The sequence below is a fragment of the Amycolatopsis sp. cg13 genome (assembly GCF_041346965.1).
In the GTDB taxonomy this organism is placed as follows: Bacteria; Actinomycetota; Actinomycetes; order Mycobacteriales; family Pseudonocardiaceae; genus Amycolatopsis.
The window spans coordinates 2530308-2547035 of record NZ_CP166848.1; the positions used below are offsets into that span (position 1 = coordinate 2530308).

At 68.4% G+C, this 16728-nt stretch carries 19 protein-coding genes; 9 read left to right on the top strand and 10 right to left on the bottom strand.

Annotation, left to right across the window (positions count from 1 at the left end; genetic code table 11):
• The first annotated feature begins 3 nt into the window (after positions 1-3).
• Positions 4-510 (top strand): emopamil-binding family protein, encoded by a 507-nt coding sequence (locus AB5I40_RS11355; RefSeq protein ID WP_370938443.1) that lies wholly within the window; start codon positions 4-6, stop codon positions 508-510.
• A 348-nt stretch (positions 511-858) separates the two neighbouring features.
• Here the strand turns inward: AB5I40_RS11355 and AB5I40_RS11360 are convergent, their stop codons facing one another.
• Genes AB5I40_RS11360 through AB5I40_RS11375 form a run of 4 tightly spaced genes read right to left on the bottom strand, consistent with a single transcriptional unit; the run spans position 859 to position 3466 of the window.
• A complete protein-coding gene (locus AB5I40_RS11360) occupies positions 859-996 on the bottom strand; it encodes a hypothetical protein (protein ID WP_370938444.1) in 138 nt (45 codons plus the stop codon).
• A 15-nt stretch (positions 997-1011) separates the two neighbouring features.
• Positions 1012-2487 (bottom strand): MFS transporter, encoded by a 1476-nt coding sequence (locus AB5I40_RS11365; protein ID WP_370938445.1) that lies wholly within the window; start codon positions 2485-2487, stop codon positions 1012-1014.
• Positions 2488-2538: 51 nt separating this feature from the next.
• Entirely contained in the window at positions 2539-2907 is a 369-nt protein-coding gene (locus tag AB5I40_RS11370) for a VOC family protein (protein ID WP_370938446.1), read from the bottom strand.
• A 16-nt stretch (positions 2908-2923) separates the two neighbouring features.
• Positions 2924-3466 carry a dihydrofolate reductase family protein gene (locus AB5I40_RS11375; protein WP_370938447.1) on the bottom strand — a complete coding sequence of 181 codons (543 nt, stop codon included), beginning with the start codon at positions 3464-3466 and terminating at the stop codon, positions 2924-2926.
• A gap of 98 nt (positions 3467-3564) precedes the next feature.
• Here AB5I40_RS11375 and AB5I40_RS11380 point away from each other — a divergent pair, with 98 nt between their 5' ends.
• Positions 3565-3936, top strand: coding sequence for a YciI family protein (locus tag AB5I40_RS11380; RefSeq protein ID WP_370938448.1), 372 nt, complete (start codon positions 3565-3567; stop codon positions 3934-3936).
• Entirely contained in the window at positions 3933-5141 is a 1209-nt protein-coding gene (locus AB5I40_RS11385) for an RNA polymerase sigma factor (protein ID WP_370940493.1), read from the top strand. The genes AB5I40_RS11380 and AB5I40_RS11385 overlap by 4 nt, the downstream gene beginning before the upstream one ends.
• On the opposite strand, the gene AB5I40_RS11390 is transcribed toward AB5I40_RS11385, so the two are convergent.
• Positions 5138-5689 (bottom strand): D-alanyl-D-alanine carboxypeptidase, encoded by a 552-nt coding sequence (locus tag AB5I40_RS11390; RefSeq protein ID WP_370938449.1) that lies wholly within the window; start codon positions 5687-5689, stop codon positions 5138-5140. The two genes, AB5I40_RS11385 and AB5I40_RS11390, sit on opposite strands and share 4 nt — an antisense overlap.
• Before the next feature lie 199 nt (positions 5690-5888).
• Between AB5I40_RS11390 and AB5I40_RS11395 the strand changes: the two genes are divergently transcribed.
• The 3 genes from AB5I40_RS11395 to AB5I40_RS11405 are packed head-to-tail and all read left to right on the top strand — an operon-like array spanning position 5889 to position 8442.
• Positions 5889-6581 (top strand): response regulator, encoded by a 693-nt coding sequence (locus AB5I40_RS11395; RefSeq protein ID WP_370938450.1) that lies wholly within the window; start codon positions 5889-5891, stop codon positions 6579-6581.
• On the top strand, positions 6578-7987 hold the full coding sequence (locus AB5I40_RS11400) for an ATP-binding protein (RefSeq protein WP_370938452.1): 1410 nt from the start codon (positions 6578-6580) through the stop codon (positions 7985-7987). The genes AB5I40_RS11395 and AB5I40_RS11400 overlap by 4 nt, the downstream gene beginning before the upstream one ends.
• Complete coding sequence (locus AB5I40_RS11405) at positions 7984-8442, top strand: hypothetical protein (protein ID WP_370938453.1); 459 nt, start codon at positions 7984-7986, stop codon at positions 8440-8442. Before AB5I40_RS11400 ends, AB5I40_RS11405 begins: the two co-directional genes overlap by 4 nt.
• A 1-nt stretch (position 8443) precedes the next feature.
• On the opposite strand, the gene AB5I40_RS11410 is transcribed toward AB5I40_RS11405, so the two are convergent.
• A complete protein-coding gene (locus tag AB5I40_RS11410; protein ID WP_344281449.1) occupies positions 8444-9613 on the bottom strand; it encodes an MFS transporter in 1170 nt (389 codons plus the stop codon).
• Positions 9614-9723: 110 nt separating this feature from the next.
• Between AB5I40_RS11410 and AB5I40_RS11415 the strand changes: the two genes are divergently transcribed.
• Positions 9724-10323 carry a TetR/AcrR family transcriptional regulator gene (locus AB5I40_RS11415; RefSeq protein ID WP_370938454.1) on the top strand — a complete coding sequence of 200 codons (600 nt, stop codon included), beginning with the start codon at positions 9724-9726 and terminating at the stop codon, positions 10321-10323.
• Positions 10324-10684: 361 nt separating this feature from the next.
• On the opposite strand, the gene AB5I40_RS11420 is transcribed toward AB5I40_RS11415, so the two are convergent.
• From AB5I40_RS11420 to AB5I40_RS11435, 4 genes are all read right to left on the bottom strand, one after another.
• Positions 10685-11773: a Gfo/Idh/MocA family protein gene (locus AB5I40_RS11420; RefSeq protein ID WP_370938455.1), complete on the bottom strand. Its 1089-nt coding sequence runs from the start codon at positions 11771-11773 to the stop codon at positions 10685-10687.
• Positions 11770-12501, bottom strand: coding sequence for a sugar phosphate isomerase/epimerase family protein (locus tag AB5I40_RS11425; protein ID WP_370938456.1), 732 nt, complete (start codon positions 12499-12501; stop codon positions 11770-11772). Before AB5I40_RS11425 ends, AB5I40_RS11420 begins: the two co-directional genes overlap by 4 nt.
• 93 nt (positions 12502-12594) lie before the next feature.
• The gene (locus AB5I40_RS11430; RefSeq protein ID WP_370938457.1) at positions 12595-13134 is read right to left on the bottom strand and encodes a GNAT family N-acetyltransferase; all 540 of its coding nucleotides are present in this window, start codon (positions 13132-13134) and stop codon (positions 12595-12597) included.
• 18 nt (positions 13135-13152) lie between these two features.
• Positions 13153-13884: a FadR/GntR family transcriptional regulator gene (locus AB5I40_RS11435; protein ID WP_370938458.1), complete on the bottom strand. Its 732-nt coding sequence runs from the start codon at positions 13882-13884 to the stop codon at positions 13153-13155.
• 214 nt (positions 13885-14098) lie between these two features.
• On the opposite strand from AB5I40_RS11435, the gene AB5I40_RS11440 reads away from it, so the two are divergent.
• Both AB5I40_RS11440 and AB5I40_RS11445 read left to right on the top strand, forming a co-directional pair.
• The gene (locus tag AB5I40_RS11440; RefSeq protein WP_370938459.1) at positions 14099-15706 is read left to right on the top strand and encodes an ABC transporter substrate-binding protein; all 1608 of its coding nucleotides are present in this window, start codon (positions 14099-14101) and stop codon (positions 15704-15706) included.
• Between the two features lie 15 nt (positions 15707-15721).
• Positions 15722-16681 (top strand): ABC transporter permease, encoded by a 960-nt coding sequence (locus tag AB5I40_RS11445; RefSeq protein WP_116204843.1) that lies wholly within the window; start codon positions 15722-15724, stop codon positions 16679-16681.
• The last annotated feature ends 47 nt before the right edge of the window (positions 16682-16728 follow it).

The window sequence follows — 16728 nt, forward strand, 5'->3', positions numbered from 1 at the left end:
CCGATGGGCACCACGACGGCGAACCTGCCCCTGCGCGAGCGCAAGATCGACATCTTCTTCGCGGTGATCTTCTCGGTCTTCACGGTGACGTCGCTGATCAGCGACCTGCTGCCGACGATCGGCGTCGACTTCTCCCGCCCGACCGGCAACTTCTTCGTCGACTCCAACTACTGGTACGCCCACGACGCCGACCCGCTCTTCATGCACCCGCCGGACTGGATGCGGATCGTCACCGGGCTGTCCGCGTTCGTCTACCTGCCTTTCTATGTCGTGCTCGTCTGGTGTCTCGTCGCCGGTCGCAACGGGATCCAGCTGTTCGCGGTGGTGTACGCGACGATGATCGTCACGCTCACCGGGATCGTCGTGTTCGGCGTCGAGTTCTTCGGCGACCCGGCGACCCGTACTGGCAATCCGGGCAAGTTCCTCGCGTTCAACCTCCCTTACGTGCTGATCCCGTTGCTGTTGCTGGTGCGGATGCGCCGACCGCAGCCGTTCGCTCGGCGGTTTTGACCACTGTGGACAGTCGCGGGCAGGGCCCGGTGGCCGCCGAGGGGCGCTTCCGGTGCGCGACCGTGACCGGCAGCGGAAACACCAGCGGGCTAGCCAACTGCCGAGCCGGGTGAAGAACGACACCGAACCGGCGACCCGTCCACGCTGACCGGCGTCGGCGACGGGGAGGAACACCGCGGCCGCCGTACTGCCGCCCAGCAAGGCGACCACCATGGACAGACCCGGCGGTCACAGCACCACCGCCCCGGCCTTCAGCAGCACCCGTTGTCGACGACTGGTGCGAACGGCGACCGAACCGCACAACAGCGCGAGGATCGCGACCACCATCAGCACGTCCGACGCCCGACCTCAGCAGCAGCCAAAGCACCAGCGGGCCTGCCAGCCGGACCGAGCCGGTGATCGGCCGCGCTGGCCGTCGTCGGCGACGTCGGCGGCAACCGGCAGGAGCAGCACCGCCATCGTGTCGACGTCCGGCGAGGCGACCACTGGCAGACCCCGCAGTCACCCCACCTCCGCACCGGCCTTTCGCAGCACCCGTTGTCGGCGGCTCGTGTAAGCCGCGACCGAACCGCACAGCAGGGCTAGGAGCGCGACCGCGGTCAGTACGTCGGTCACCGATGTGACCAGCAGCGAAAGCACCAGCGGCCCGGTCAATCCGCCGAGTCGGTTGAAGAACGACACCGAACCGGCAACCCGCCCACGCTGGCCGTCGTCGGCTACGTCGGCGGCGACGGGGAGGAATACCGCGGCCATCGTGTTGACGCCCAACAGGGCGACCGTCAGTACGGCGGCCGACAGCCACGGAGCGGCGACTGCCCATCCGGACACCGCGAGTGCCAGCAGCAACACTGCGGTGCACACGGCTAATCGCACTGTCACGCCAGTCGGGCCGAAACGGCGGTAGCCGAGCACTAGCAGCCCCGCGCACACCACCATCGCCACCGCGGATCCGGTGAGCAGGGCGTTCGCCGTGGTCAGCGAAAGGCCGCCGACGCGGGACAGGGTTGGCACCCAGGTTGTCAGGCCGAACGTGGTCAAGCCGATCGAAAACGCGAACACCCATTGCAGGCGGGTCGTGAGCGTGTTGCGGGCCAGCCAGTTCGCTTCCGTCGCGGGGCGTGCGGTCAAGCTGCGCTGGTCCGGGATGACGGCTGCCGCGGCGGCCAGCAGCAGGCCGGTCGGTGCGCCGATGAGCCACAGCACCCGCCACCCGAATATCGGCTCCAGCCACAACGCCGAGCCGGAGGCGACCAGGTAGCCGATCGCGGTCGCGACGATCGACAACCCGGTCACCACCGCTCCCCTGCCTCGTCCGGGGAAAAGGTCGCTCAGGACTGTGATCAGCATCGGAGCCAGCCCGCCGACGGCGATGCCCATCAGGAAGCACATCACCACGTTGCCGCCGAAATTCGGCATCGTGCCGCACATGCTGGTCGCGGTGAATCCGAGCGTGGCGAGCAAGTAACAGGCCCGCCTTCCGATGCGCTCGGCCAGCTGACTGCACAGCAACGCGCCCGATGCGGTGCCGGACAAGCCGCTGACCGCCAGCAGTGACGCGGTCGAGGCGTCGATGCCGTATTCCGCGCGCAGGCCGGGAATGACGAAACCCAGCGTCGACGTCTTGCTGATGTCGATTGTCAGCGCGGCAGTGGCGACTACCGCGATCGTCCGCCTTCCCCGGACTTTCGGCTGTGGCACGGAAACGCTCTGCCGCGTCCGGCCGAGAACCAGCGCGGCTCCCAGCGCGAGAAGCAACGCTGCTCCGGCCACGAACATCTCCGGCATGTCGGCCAGCGCCATGCCGTGCAGCCGCCGATCCGGCGTCGAACTCATCGAACTCGTCGAATCAGCCGGGTCCGTCACGGGCATGTGGAAAGCACGGAAAAAGCCCACCGCGGAAGCGACCACGACCACTGCCGCCGCCACTGCGAGCAATCCCCGCCAGCCCGTCCGAGCTGGCGCCGAAATCGTCGTCATGCCTCCAACTTCTCACCTAGACACCCGGCCCGGCATCTTCAGTCTTGCGCTTCAGTTTTCTTGGAGGACAGAAAGAATATTCCCCGCCGGATCCTTGAACCACGCGATCAGCGGACCGCCGAGCCGGAACACGCCCTTCTCGTCCACCCCGTCGAAGGGTTCGAACGAAACGCCTGCCGCGCCAAGGTCCGCGACCGCCCGCTCGATGTCGTCGACCGGGAAGTTGAGAATGGTGTACTCGGCCGGAACGTGCTTGTCCCCCTTCGGGTAGACCAGCACTTCACGGCCTTCGGCGAGGTGCAGGCGCAGCATCCCCCAGTTTTCGGTGACCTCGATGCCGAGCGTCTCGGCGTAGAACTTCCGCGCGGCGGGGATGTCGTCCACGGAGAAACCGCTGAATGCTTTGCTGGTGTCGAACATTTTCACTCCTTGAGAATTATGAACCCGGCGTCGGCCGGTACGTCACCGAGAGAACCCCGTTTTCGAACGTCCGAGAAGCGACGAGTTCGAGGTCCGCCCGGTCGGAGGGCTCCTCGAACAGCCGCGCGCCCGAGCCGAGCACGATCGGGTGGATCAGCAGATTCAGCTCGTCCAGCAAACCCGCCAGCAGCAGCGAGCGCACCAGCCGGGGGCTGCCGGGAATGTGGATGTTCTTGCCCGATTTGGCCTTGAGCGCGGCCAATTCAGCCAAGTCCGCGCCGAGCAGCGTCGAGCCGCTCCAATCCAGTTCAGTGAGCGTGCTCGACACGACGTACTTCGGGGTGTTGTTCAGGAAGGCGGCCATCGGCGACGAGTCGCCCAGCCCGGGCCACATGCGGGCGAAGTCCGCGTAGGTGTTCCGGCCGAGCAGGACGGCGTCGGACTCGGCGATGCTGGCCCGGATCACGTCGTCCGCCTCGTGGTTCAGCATCATCCAGTCCGGCGGCGACTCGGTCACCCCGTCCAGCGAAACCGACAGTCCGGCCACGATCTTCCGCACTACTATGCTCCTTCCTCAGCTGACTTTCACCGGGGACGTCGGAGCCGGAATCCGGAAGGCGACCCCGGCGGCGAAAAACTTTCGAAGGGGGCCGGGAAGTGCGGTACCTGATCATGATCCACAGCAACCCGCGGTTCCGCGCGCTCTGGGAGGAGCTGCCGGACGAGAAGAAGGCCGAGTTCGGCCGCAGCCATCTCGCGCTCACCCGGTCGCTGGAAGAGTCCGGCGAACTGGTGCTCAGCGACGGGTTGGCGGACCCGGCCGAAGCCAAATGCGTCACCGTGCGCGACGGCAAGGCGGTGGCGAGCGACGGCCCGTTCGCCGAGGTCAAGGAGCATCTGGTCGGCTTCTACCTCGTCGAATGCGAGAGCATGGAACGAGCGCTGGAGCACGCCGCCCGGGTGCCGGACGCGTTGTACGGCAAGATCGAGGTACGGCCGCTCCGCAACGTGAAAGAGCTGGATCTCTGACTCCCTCGCCCGGTTTCGAACAGCTCCTGCGCGATCTCGCGCCGCAGGTGCTCACCGCTGTCTGCCGCCGGTTCGGCGACTTCGCGCTGTGCGAGGACGCGGTGCAGGAAGCGCTGCTGTCCGCCGCGTTGAAGTGGCCGGAGCAGGGCCTGCCGGACAACCCCAAGAGCTGGCTGATCACCGCCGCCGCGCGCAGGCGCATCGACATCGAACGCAGCGAATCCGCCCGCCGGCAGCGCGAGCACACGGCCGCCGGATTGGCGGTGCCGCAACCGGAGCTGGCGCCGGCCGAAGACGACACGCTGACCCTGCTGATGCTGTGCTGTCACCCCGAACTCGGCAAAGCGTCCCAGCTCGCCTTGACGCTGCGAGCGGTCGGCGGCCTCACCACGGCAGAAATCGGCCGGGCGTTGCTGGTGCCGGAGAAAACCGTGAGCCAGCGGATCAACCGGGCCAAGAAACGGCTCAGCGGCGCGCGATTCCGGATGCCGCCGCCGGAAGAACGGGCCGAGCGGATGGCCGCGGTGCTACAGGTGCTGTACTTGATCTTCACCGAGGGCCACACCGCCAGCTCCGGGACCGCGGTCAACCGGGTCGAGCTCACCGCCGAGGCCATCCGGCTCACCCGGCAGCTGCACGCGCAGGTCCCCGACGACGGCGAGGTCGCCGGGCTGCTGGCGCTCATGCTCCTCAGCGACGCCCGGCGGCCCGCACGGACCCGGCCGGACGGCACCGCCGTTCCGCTGGCCGAGCAGGACCGCTCCCGCTGGGACTCCGCCGCGATCGCCGAAGGGCTCGACCTGATCGGGAAGACTCTGGTCAGCGCGCAGCTCGGGCCGTATCAGCTCGAGGCCGCGATCGCCGCCGTGCACGACGAGGCGGCCCGCGCCGAGGACACCGATTGGCCGCAGATCCTCGCGCTCTACGACCTTCTGCTCGCCGTGGCACCGAGTCCGGTCGCGGCGCTGAACCGGATCGTCCCGGTCGCCATGGTCCACGGCGCGCGCGAGGGATTGCGGCAGCTGGACGAGATCGCCGGACTGGACGAGCACCATCGCGTGGACGTCGTGCGCGCGCACCTGCTCGACCTGGCGGGCGATCCCGAGCAAGCCCGGGCCTATTACCGTTCAGCGGCACAGAAAACACTCAGCGTTCCCGAACGACGATACCTGGAATCCCGTGCCGCAAAGGGGAATTCACCCTAGCTGGCGACCCGGGCCATCGAAGCCGGACGCAAAGAATCCGGGTCCGGCAACCGCATCGGCACGGTGTGCGCGTGGTACTCGAAGTGCCACCATTCGTTGTCGTAGCGGCGATACAGCCGATACTCCGGCCCGTGCCGTTCCAGCCACGCCGCGCCCTCGCTCGGGCGCACGTCCAGTGCCGTGCCGCGAACGTGTGCCGACTCGTGCGGCGGCAACACCCGGCGACGGGCCGCAGCAACAGAACCGGTGCGGTGCACCTCTTCGGCGAACAGCCGGTGCTGGTGGGCGGCGTCGCGATGGCCGGAGGTGAGCCCGATGAGCTGGCTGTGCCGCCAGAACGCCTCGGTGCGCGCCGCGGTGAAGGCCGCGCGGGCCGGTTCGCTGAGACCGTCAAGGTCCTCGGCCGGGTATCGCATCGCGAGCGCCCACTGGCAGGCCAGGTGCCGGCCGCGGCCGGGCGAACGCAGGAAAGCCGCCGGGAGCAGCGCCACCGCCAGGAGGCGGGTGACGGCCGCGAGGACCCGGGGCCGGCGAAGCGACTCGATCATGGGGTCCACCTTCGGACCCCAGTGTGCGCGCACTGCGCACGGAGTTTGACAGCTCTGTAACAGTTCGCCACGGCCGCGCTGTTACCGAACGATGACACGGCACGCACCGGGCGGGGATCCGGGCCGGGCAGGCTGGGACCCGGTTGTCCGCTGTGGACTGTCCGGGCGGGCGGACGGGCGGGCTGCGATAGTGGGAGACATGCCGAGGGTGCTGCTGATCGAAGACGACCAGGCCGTCCGCGACGGCCTGCGGCTGGCCCTGACGTATCAGGGCCACACGGTCGACGCGGTGGAGACCGGAGAGGAAGGCCTCGCCCGGCTCGCCGGGGACCCGGCCGACGTCGTCGTCCTCGACCTCATGCTGCCCGGGATGGACGGCTTCGAGGTGTGCCGCCGCATCCGCGCGTCCGGCGACCTGCCGATCATCATGCTCACCGCGCGCAACGACGACATCGACGTGGTGGCCGGGCTCGAAGCGGGAGCCGACGACTACGTCGTGAAGCCCGCGCAGGCCCGCGTCCTGGAGGCGCGCATCCGCGCCGTGCTGCGCCGCACCGGCGGCGAGCCGCGCGGCCAGGGCGCGAAACCGGGTCCGGAACGACACGGCGACCTGACGATCGACCGCGAGGGTCTCGTGGTCAGCAAGCACGGCACGGTCATCGGCCTCGCGCCCACCGAGCTGCGGCTGCTGCTGGAGCTCTCCGCGTCCCCCGGCCGCGTGCTCAGCCGCCAGCAGCTGCTCGAATCCGTGTGGGATCAGGGGTATCTCGGCGATTCGCGGCTCGTCGACGCGTGCGTGCAGCGGTTGCGGTCCAAGATCGAGGACGACGCCGCGAAACCGGTGTACGTCCAGACCCTGCGAGGTTTCGGCTATCGCTTCGGGCCGCTGTGACCGGCTGGCAGTTCCGGGGCCTGCGCACCCGGCTGCTGGTCGCGTTCGCGCTGCTGAGCGTGTTCACCGCGGTGGCCGTCGCCGGGATCGGGTACGTGCGGGCCCGCGACGGGATCCTGCAGCGCACCCAGGACAACGCCGCCGTCGAGATGACGAACCAGCTCAAGCAGCTGTACCCGCTCCCCCGGCGGCCGGTGGACGCGAACGCGCTGCAGGTGGCCGCCGACCGGCTGAACGGCCGGAAGAACTCCGCGCTGGTGACGAGCGGCGGGCACAGCGCGGGCGACATGCCCGCCTCGGTGATCACGCCGGAACTGCGCGGAGCAGTGCAGTCCGGCCGGGTCGCGTGGCAGCGCGTGGACGTCGGCGGCGTGACGCAACTGGCGCTGGGCTCGCCGTTGCTGATCTCGACCGGCGACCGGCGGAATCCGACGGTTCCGTCCGGGATCGAGGTCTACGAACTGCGCAATCTCGACGCGGAAATCGAGGCGGTGAACGGGCTCGCCAGGAACGCGTGGCTCGCCGGCGGGGCCGCGCTGGTGGTGGCTTTGATCCTCGCGGTACTCGCCGCCAGCAGCGTGTTGCGGCCGGTCGGCGAGCTGCAGCGCGCGGCCCGCAGGCTCGGCGCGGGCGACCTCGACGCCCGGATCACCGTGCGCGGCAGCGACGAATTGGCCAGTGTCGCCGAGACGTTCAACTCGACCGCCGACTCGCTGCAACGGCACGTCGGCGAACTGCGCCGGATGGAAGCCGACGCGCGGCGGTTCGTCGCCGACGTGTCGCACGAACTGCGCACGCCGCTGGCCGCGATGACCGCCGTCACCGACATGCTCGACGCCGAAGCGAAGCGGCTGCCGGACGCGGCGGGCGAGGCGGTGCGGCTGGTCAGCCAGGAGACACACAACCTGGCGCGGCTGGTGAACGACCTGATCGAGGTCACCCGGTTCGACTCCGGCACCGCGTCGCTCGCGGTGGACGACGTCGACGTGGCCGAGGCGGTCCGCGCGACTCTGCGGGCGCGGGGATTCGCGGTGGAAACCGATCTGCCGGACGGGATCCGGGCGCGCGTCGACCCGCGCCGGCTGGACGTGATCGTGGCCAACCTCGTCGGGAACGCGCTGCGGCACGGCGGGGAGCCGGTGACCGTCCGGTTGCGGGGCGACCAGGCGGGGATCACGCTTTCCGTAGAGGATTCCGGCTCGGGGCTGGACGAGGAGGTGCTGCCGCACGTGTTCGCCCGGTTCTACAAGGCGGATACCGCTCGCAGCCGGTCGGAAGGGAGCGGGCTCGGGCTCGCTATCGCCTGGGAGAACGCGCGGTTGCACCACGGGGAGCTGACCGCTGGGAACCGGCCCGGGGGCGGTGCGGTGTTCACGTTGTGGCTGCCTCGGGAGGTGCGGCAGTGAAACGGTTGCTGACGCTGATCGCGGTCTTGGTGCTGACGGCGAGCTGCGGGGTGCGGCCCAGCGGCGTGATCACCGGGGAGAACGCGCCCAGCGGGCCGCCTAACGGGAACAGCGGCTACACAGCGAGGGTGTATTTCGTGCTGAACGGGAATGTCGTGCCGGTGATGCGCAGCGGAGCCGGAGACGTGGCCGCGGATCGGGTCCGGGTGCTGGAGCAGGGGCCGAGCGAGGACGAACGGGCTGGCGGGTACACGACGGAGCTGCCGCCGTCGTTCGAGCCGATCGCCATCGGGGTGAGCGACGCGGCGATCGGGGTCAATGTGCGGGAACTGTCGCCTAACGCTGTCTCGCAGATCGTGTGCACTGTGCTTGCGGCAGGTGGCGGTGGGGCGTCCGGGACCATCACGCTGTCCGGCGGGGGCCAGAAACTGCAACCCCAAGCCTGCGGCCGATAGCTCAGCCGCGCGGCTTCATTACCGGCGCGAACACCACCGCCACCACGCACAACGCCAGCGGCAGCAGGAACGCGACGTTCAGCGGCACCCAGTGCGCCAGCCCGCCGATGATCGCCGGACCGGCCAGCAGCCCGACGTATCCGACGCCGACCACCCGCGCCATCAGCGCACCCGACGCTCGCTTGTCCAGGTTGCCCGCCGCGGTGAACAGCTGCGGGACACCACCGGAGAGCCCGAGCCCGAACAACGCCCAGCCGCACAACGACAACGGCACCCACGGCGCCAGTGACGCGATCGCGAGCCCCAGCGCGGCCAACCCGCTTCCGTAGCGCACGACAGCGACCGGACCGGCTAGCGCGGCTACTCGGTCGGTCGCGAATCGGCCGACGGTCATCGCCACCGCGAACGAGCCGTAAGCCAGGGCGGCGGTGCTTTCGGACGTCCCCAGCCCGTCGCGCAGATACAACGCGGCCCAGTCGTTCGCGACGCCCTCGGACAGCATCAGCGCGAAGGCCAGCAGACCCAGCAACCACACCACGCGGGCGGGCGTACGCGTCGGTTTGGCTTCCTCGGCGGTTTCCTCGGCTGCCTCGTCCGACGAATCGAGCAGATACCGGCGGACCAGCAGCGAAACCACGATGCACAGCACTCCGGTACCGCCGAGCGACACGAGCGTCGGCACGCCCGCCCCCAGCACCGCCGCCCCGACGACCGCCGCGATCGCACCGCCGATCGACCACATCGCGTGGAACGCGGCCATGATCGGCCGCGGGTAAGCCCGTTCCACGACCACCGCGTGCGCGTTCATCGCGACGTCCAGCGAGCCGTTGAAGAACCCGAACGCCGCGAGCGCCAGCCCGAGCGTCCACCAGTTCGCCGCGAACCCCGGCAACACCACCGCGACCCCCACGAGCACCCCCGCGACGGACACGACCCGCGGATGCCCGAACCGGTCCGCGAGCGGCCCGGTGACCTGCATCCCGATCAACGCCGACCCGCCGAGCACCAGCAGCAACGCCCCGAGCGCGGTGTGCGAGACGCCGGTCGCGCGCTCGATCACCGGGATGTGCACCACCCACATGCCGACCGCGAACCCGCAGAGGGCGAACACGATCCAGGTGGCGACGCGGGCCGCGCGGGGCAGCACCGGAGGCGGGGAGAGCTCGGTCATCGGGCTCGGCTCCTCTTCGGGGGTCGGGTCCAGGCAGGAACACAGGTGCGGGCGGGGAGAATCGGGCTGAGGCATGATGGGCGCGTGGAAGCCGACCTGACCGCCGCCCCGTGAGCGGGGGCTACCTGAAGGGCAGAATCCGCCGCGACGACATCGTTTCGGCGGCCGCCGTGGTGTACGGCGAAGCTGGCTACCACGCGTCGTCCCTGCGGGAAATCGCCAAACGAGCCGGCATCACCCACGCCGGCTTGCTGTACCACTTCCCGACGAAGGAAGCCCTGCTCGCGGCGGTCCTGGAACGCCGAGACGCCGAAGACGCCGCCCGTGAGCAACTGACCGCGACCCCGCCTGGCTTGGATGTCCTGCGCCGCTTCATCGCACTGGCCGAACACAACGTCCGCCACCGGGGCATCGTCGACCTGTACTCGCGCCTCGCCGCCGAAGCGGTCTCCGAAGACCATCCCGCGCACGCCTACTTCGCCCGCCATTACCGCGAGGCCCGCGACAGCATCGCCCAGTCGTTCCACGCGCTCGCCGAAAGAGGCGAGCTGCGCCCCGGCGTAGACCCGGACTTGGCGGCACTCACCTTCGTCGGACTGATGGACGGCCTCCAGGTCCAGTGGCTCACCACCCCCACGCAAGTCGATGTAGTCGGTTCCCTCCGTCTCTCTCTGCAAACTCTCCTGACTGTCCCGCTGTTCCCGAATTAGGCGGAATCCGGAGATCTGGCCCCAAATGGCCGCCGATCGCGCCGCCGCTGTCCGTGAGGGGAACGACCCGCAACCGGTCCGTCGCCGGAACGCGCCCCAATGTGGCGTTGGGTGCATCCCACGCACCCAATGCGGCATTGGGGCGTTAGCCCCGGCCCACCCGCGAACCGCAGCCAACGCGCCCAACCAGCGAGGCACCCAGTCCCTCCCCCACCCCGATACGAAGCCTCCCTGCGGTTCGGGGGTGCTTGTCAAGGCATCTTTCCCGCCTTGACAAGCACCCCCGAACCGTCAGCACAATCGGGCTTCGGGGTGGTGGCCCCACCCAGGGCGCAATGTCGCCGCCAGGCGACGAGCCGCCCTACAACGTCCGCACGTACGGATCCCACTCAACGGGCAACGGCGAAGCCACCTCCACCCGACTGGCCACCTCAACCCCCACCCCCCGAGACATGGACTCCTCAACAGCCACCATCACGTCCAACACGTGATAAGCCAACTCCCCCGAAGCCCGCTCCGGCACCCCCGCGCGAACCGACCGGGCCAAATCAAGAACCCCCGTACCCCGAGAAGCCGAATGCCCCACCGCGCCCAACTCCTCCGACTCCCCACCGGCATGCACCACAGTGGAACCGTCAAACCGATTGGGATCAGGCAATACCGCAGTCCCGAGCGAACCGGTCACCTCGACAACCCCAGTACGCCGCAACGCGGAATCAAACGACAACACAACCTGCGCACTACCCCCGCGCGCGAACTCCACCAACGCACTCACCGAAGTAGGCACAGCAACCGGAAACTCAGTCCCGGCCCGAGGACCGGCCCCGATCACCCGAGTTTCCCGCCCCCGCCCGCCAATCCCGGTAACCTTGCGAACAGAACCGAACACCTGCACCAACTGCGTCAAGTAATAAGGCCCGATATCCAGCAACGGCCCACCCCCGACCTGGTACAGAAACTCCGGTGCAGGATGCCAGCTCTCCGGCCCGGGCGTCTGAAACAACGCCAACGCGGTAAAAGGCACCCCGATCCGCCCAGCTTCCAGCGCACGAAAAGCAGTCTGCTGCCCGGCACCAAGCACGGTGTCCGGCGCCCCGGCCACCCGAACCCCCTTCTCCGCCGCCCGGTCAAGCAACTGCCGCACGGACTGCCGATCCAACCCGATCGGCTTCTCCGTCCACACGTGCTTCCCCTCCTCCACCGCCGCGAGACTCACCTCGACGTGCACCGCGGGCACAGTCAAATTCACGACGATCTCAACCTCCGGCGACGCAAGAAGCTCCGCCACCGACCCACCATGAGGAACCCCGTACTTCGCAGCCTGCGCAGAAGCCCGCTCCACATCGAGATCGGCAACCGCTACCACCCGAAGATCCGGAAACGCGGTCAGATTCTCCAAATACGTATCACTGATAAATCCCGCCCCGACAATCCCGACCCCGACAGTCACGCACCCACCCCAGCGAGATAAGCGAAACTGTCAGCAATACCCCCGAAAACATCCTCGTGCTGATCAAACTCCACCACCCGCAACGCCCCCGGAACCGCATCAAGCACCGACCGCATCGGCACCCGTCCCTGCCCCGCAGGCACCTGCCCCGAAGCGTCGACAGCCAACGACCCGTCCTTCACATGGATCGCGCACACCCGCTCCCCCAACCGCCGCAGCAGCGCAGGCGCATCCTCCCCACCCGCAGTAGCCCAGTAAGCATCGACCTCCAGCACAACCTCCGGAGAAAGCCGATCCGCGAACACCTCCAACGCACTACGCCCGTCGAATCGCGATTCCAGCTCCCACCAATGATTGTGGTAGCCGACCCGAACCCCATATCCCGCCGCGACTTCAGCCGCGGCATTGAGCGCCGACGCGGTATCAGCAATATCCGCCAAACTCCCCCACCGCTCAGCAGGAACCAACGGCTCGATCACGACCCCGATCCCCAGCTCCCGAGCCGCGGCGAAAACGGCCGCCAAATCCTTCCCCACCAACGCAGCATGCGCGGTAGGCGCACTCAACCCATGTGCGGACAGCCCCGCCCGAAGCGCCTCGACGTTCTCCACCACCCCGTACGGCTCGACTCGGCGGAACCCGATCGCAGCCAGCCGCCGCAACGTCTCGTCCGGATCAGCCGCGAACGCGTCGCGCACCGAGTACAGCTGCACCGAAGGTCCACCCATGCCAACTCCCAGCGATAGAGGGCTTTCGCCAATTTCTACCACCTGGTCAGAATTGACACCAGGACAAAACCGGACGGAATTCCGGGACCAAGATCAGCCGAGATCCTTGTGCCAGATCAAGAAATCGCACGGAGTAGCGAGCAGCGGAGCCAGCTCCGGATGCGGCCCGTCGATCGTCGACGTCTCCACCACCCGGTACCCGAGCCGGGTGTACCACTGCGAGAGGAACTCCTTCGACGGATGCGTCCACTCCCGCGGCACCAACAGCTCAAGCTGCATCCGCGTACACCCGGCAGCCCGGCAGTGCTCCTCCGCGAACCGCACGAGCTCGCGACCGATCCCCGCGCCGCGCACCTCCGGCGACGCGGCGAGCTGGCCGAACTCCCCCAGATCCTCGGCCAGCCGCTGAATCCGGACCGAACCCACCACGTCCCCGGCGAGCCGGGCGACCGCGATCTCGCCCGCGCGGACCAGCCCGGCCATCTCCGCGGCGTTGGTCCGACCGGCCGAACCAGCCCACAACCCGGCCTCAGCCTTCGCGTAGACGGTGTTCACCAGCTCGGTCAGCAGAGCCACCAGCGCGGCGTCCTCGGCGGCGGACGGCGGCAGGAAAGCGATCTCCGGAGTCGTCACTTCTCCAGATAACCACAATCAGCTGGCGGCCGAACCGGATACCGCGGGCCGCGCCTCGCCGAAGCCGCCGTAACGGCCGGCTTTCGCGCGCTTGCGCACCTCGTCGAAATGCCGGTGCACCGCGTGCGCGGCGGCCTCCGCATCTCCGCTCACGAGCGCGTCCACGATCGCCTGGTGCCGTTTCGCGGTGGCCGGGGCCGACGACACCGGACCGCCCATTTCGCCCTCCGCCGCCCGGTAGACATCCCAGAACAATCCGGTCAGCTCGCGCGCCAGATCGAAACCCGCCTCGGCGCAGATGAGATCGTGGAACTCCCGGTCGGCCACCGCCGCGTCCGGACCTTTGCGGCGCATCCGCGCGACGCACGCCTGCAGCTCGCCGATCAGCTCCGGCCGATGATCGCGCGCGACCCGGCTGGTCAGCTCCGTTTCGATCATCTCGCGCACCTCGAGCAGGTCGCGCAGCCGTCCGGCGTCGGTGCTGCCGCGGCTGCGCGTGCGAAAGAGCAGCCACGTCTGCAGCGCCTCCGACCCGGCCGAGCCGACGAACGTGCCGTAGCCGTGCCGGACCTCGACGATGCCGAGCGCCTGCAGCGCCTTGACCGCCTCCCGGATCGAATTCCGGCTGACCCCGAGGTCGTCGGCGAGGCTCAGCTCGGTCGGCATCGGCGCGCCGGTCGGCAGCTGCCGGTCGACGATCAGGTCGATGATCTGCTTGGTGATCTCTTCGCTGCGTTGCGGGCGCGCCACACGTGTCTCCCGGATGTCTTTCTTGCACTGGCACGTCGCCATCGGAGGACATCCTACGTCATGATCGGCTTGTGCCGCTGCACCCGCGCGGGTGGGAACAAGCCTCTTGACCGGGGCGGGAACGGGACTTAGGGTTCCGGCAAGTCATAGGACGTCCCACGTCCTACTTCTCGATGCTTTCTGGGTGGAACACCGCATCAAGTCAGGAGACGCCATGTCCCGAACCGCCATGGGGACTCAGTTCAACCGGCGCGCACTGCTGCGCTACGCCGGCCTCGCCGGGGCTGCCGCAGCGGTTTCGTCGACGCTCGCCGCGTGCGGCGGTCCCGCGTCGACCAACAAAACCGGAAGTTCGTCCGGTTCCGTCACCGCGGTGATCGGGTACGGCAACAACCAGACCTGGGACCCGCTGCAGACCGCGTCGGCGTTCGCGATGGCGGCGATCCTGCACAGCTACGAGTCGCTCGTCGAGGGCGACCCGGTCACCCGGGAACCCTTCCCCGGCTTGGCCAAGGCGCTGCCGACGGACCTCAAGAGCACCAAGCTGCGCTTCGAAATCCGGGACGGCGCGAAGTGGCACGACGGACAGCCGGTGACCGCCGACGACGTGGTGTTCACCTACGCCCGCGTGCTCGACCCGAAGGAAAACGTTCTCATCCACAGCTTCTTCTCGCAGTGGCTGGAGTCGGTCACCAAGGTCGACGCGAAGACGGTGGAGTTCAGCCTGAAGTTCGCCTTCCCGTACGCGCTGCAGCGGATCCAGATCTGCAAGATCGTGCCCAAGCACGTCTTCGAGAACAACTGGAAGGCCGCCGCCGCGGGCAAGGTCGTCGGCTCCGGGCCGTACAAGATCACCGAGCAGGCCCCGCTGTCGCACACCTCGTTCGAGAAGTTCGCCGACTACAACGGCCCGCGCCCGGCCGCGTACGACAAGATGCTCTGGAAGTCCATTGTGGATTCCGCGCCGCGCGTCGCGGCGATCTCCGGGGCCAAGCCGGACGCGCAGATCGCCGAGAACATCCCGCCCGCCAACGCCGAGCAGCTGCGCAAGGCGGGCCGCACGGTCGAATTCGCCGACGGCGGCAACAACCTGTTCCTGCTCTTCAACACCAAGCACTCGCCGTTCGCCGACAAGCGGGTCCGCCAGGCGCTGCATTACGCGATCGACAAGAAGAAGATGATCGAGATCGGCCTGCGCGGCACCGGCACCGCGGGCACCTCGTTCATCAACCCGAAACTGCCCGGTTCACAGCCCGCGGCGCAGGACTTCAACTTCAACCCGGAAAAGGCGAAGCAACTGCTCGCCGAAGCGGGTGTCAGCGGCCTGAAGATCTCGTTGTCCACAACGAACACCTCGCTGGTGCTCGACTGCGTCAAGGTGATCAAGGAGGGCTGGGACGCGATCGGCGTGCAGACCACTTTGGACTCCCAGGACACCAAGGCGCTGTTCTCCAAACTGGACAACGGCGACGACTTCCAGGTCGTGGCCACCACGAACAACCCGCTGCAGTTCGGCAACGACCCGGACCTGCTGATCCGCTATTACTACGACGCGCAATCGGTGCTCATGACGAAGTACGCGCGCTGGAGCGGCGACGACGCCACCGCGTTGCTGGCGCTGCAGGACAAGGCCGCCGCGGAAACCGACGAAACGAAGCGGAACGGGCTGTACAAGCAATTGCTCGACCAGATTTCCGAGCAGGCGGTGATCTATCCGATCGTCTTCACGCAGATGGGCACCGCGTGGGACCCGAAGGCGATCAGCGGCGTGCGTGCCCAGGGCTACCCGGGCATCTACCTCAACCAGGCCAAACCGGTCTGACGGGAGGCGCTCGAAGTGACCGTCGTCGTGCGGATGCTGGCCGGCCGCATCCTCGCCTTGATCCCGCTGCTGCTCGGCGTGATCCTGTTCGTGTTCATCGTGATGCGGTTCTCGCCGGTCGACCCGGCGATGGCCGCGTTCAACGGAGCCAACGCCACCGCCGATCAGCTCCAGCAGTTCCGTGAGCAGAACGGCCTGCTCGACCCGTTGCCGCTGCAGTACGTGCATTTCGTGTGGCATCTGCTGCAGGGCGATTTCGGCACGAGTGTGATCACCAAGGAGCCGGTGGGCCAGACCATCGCCACCGCGCTCCCGCTCACCCTGCAGCTGACCTTGCTGGGCCTGGCGCTCGCGCTCGTCGTCTCGGTCGTGCTCGGCGTGACCTCGGCGTTGTTCCGCGGCCGCTGGCCGGACCACTTGATCCGATTCGTGACGCTCGCCGGGGTCGCCGCGCCGGCGTTCTGGATCGCGCTGCTGCTGGTGCAGTGGCTGGCCGTGGGCAAGGGACTGTTCCCCACCAGCGGCTACGTCAGCCCGGCGGATTCGTTCTCCGGCTGGCTGAACTCGCTGACGCTGCCCGCGATCGCGCTGTCCGCGCCGGTCGCGGCGCAGCTGACCCGGGTGATCCGGACGTCGATGGTCGAGGAACTCGACAAGGACTACGTGCGCACCGCGCGCGGCGGCGGGCTGCCGCCGGTCGTGGTGGTCGGGCGGAACGTGCTGCGCAACGCACTGGTCAACCCGCTGACTGTGCTCGGCTTGCGGGTCGGTTACCTGCTCGGCGGCGCGGTGGTGATCGAGACGATGTTCGCGCTGCCGGGCATGGGCCAGAACATGATCCAGGCCGTGCAGGACGGCGACACCGCCAAGGTGCAGGGCTTCGTCATCACCATCGCGGCCGGGTTCGTGCTGGTGAACCTGATCGTCGACGTGCTCTACCTCGTCGCCAACCCCCGTCTGCGGAGCCGCTCGTGACGCGCCCGAACCTTCTCGCCGACGTGCTCTGCCCCGTCGCCAACCCC

Excerpts from the sequence above, each read along its gene's own strand:
- AB5I40_RS11355 (WP_370938443.1), top strand. The coding sequence starts at position 4 with ATGGGCACCACGACGGCGAACCTGCCCCTGCGCGAGCGCAAGATCGAC.
- AB5I40_RS11365 (WP_370938445.1), bottom strand. The coding sequence starts at position 2,487 with ATGACGACGATTTCGGCGCCAGCTCGGACGGGCTGGCGGGGATTGCTC.
- AB5I40_RS11370 (WP_370938446.1), bottom strand. The coding sequence starts at position 2,907 with ATGTTCGACACCAGCAAAGCATTCAGCGGTTTCTCCGTGGACGACATC.
- AB5I40_RS11390 (WP_370938449.1), bottom strand. The coding sequence starts at position 5,689 with ATGATCGAGTCGCTTCGCCGGCCCCGGGTCCTCGCGGCCGTCACCCGC.
- AB5I40_RS11395 (WP_370938450.1), top strand. The coding sequence starts at position 5,889 with ATGCCGAGGGTGCTGCTGATCGAAGACGACCAGGCCGTCCGCGACGGC.
- AB5I40_RS11410 (WP_344281449.1), bottom strand. The coding sequence starts at position 9,613 with ATGACCGAGCTCTCCCCGCCTCCGGTGCTGCCCCGCGCGGCCCGCGTC.
- AB5I40_RS11425 (WP_370938456.1), bottom strand. The coding sequence starts at position 12,501 with ATGGGTGGACCTTCGGTGCAGCTGTACTCGGTGCGCGACGCGTTCGCG.
- AB5I40_RS11440 (WP_370938459.1), top strand. The coding sequence starts at position 14,099 with ATGTCCCGAACCGCCATGGGGACTCAGTTCAACCGGCGCGCACTGCTG.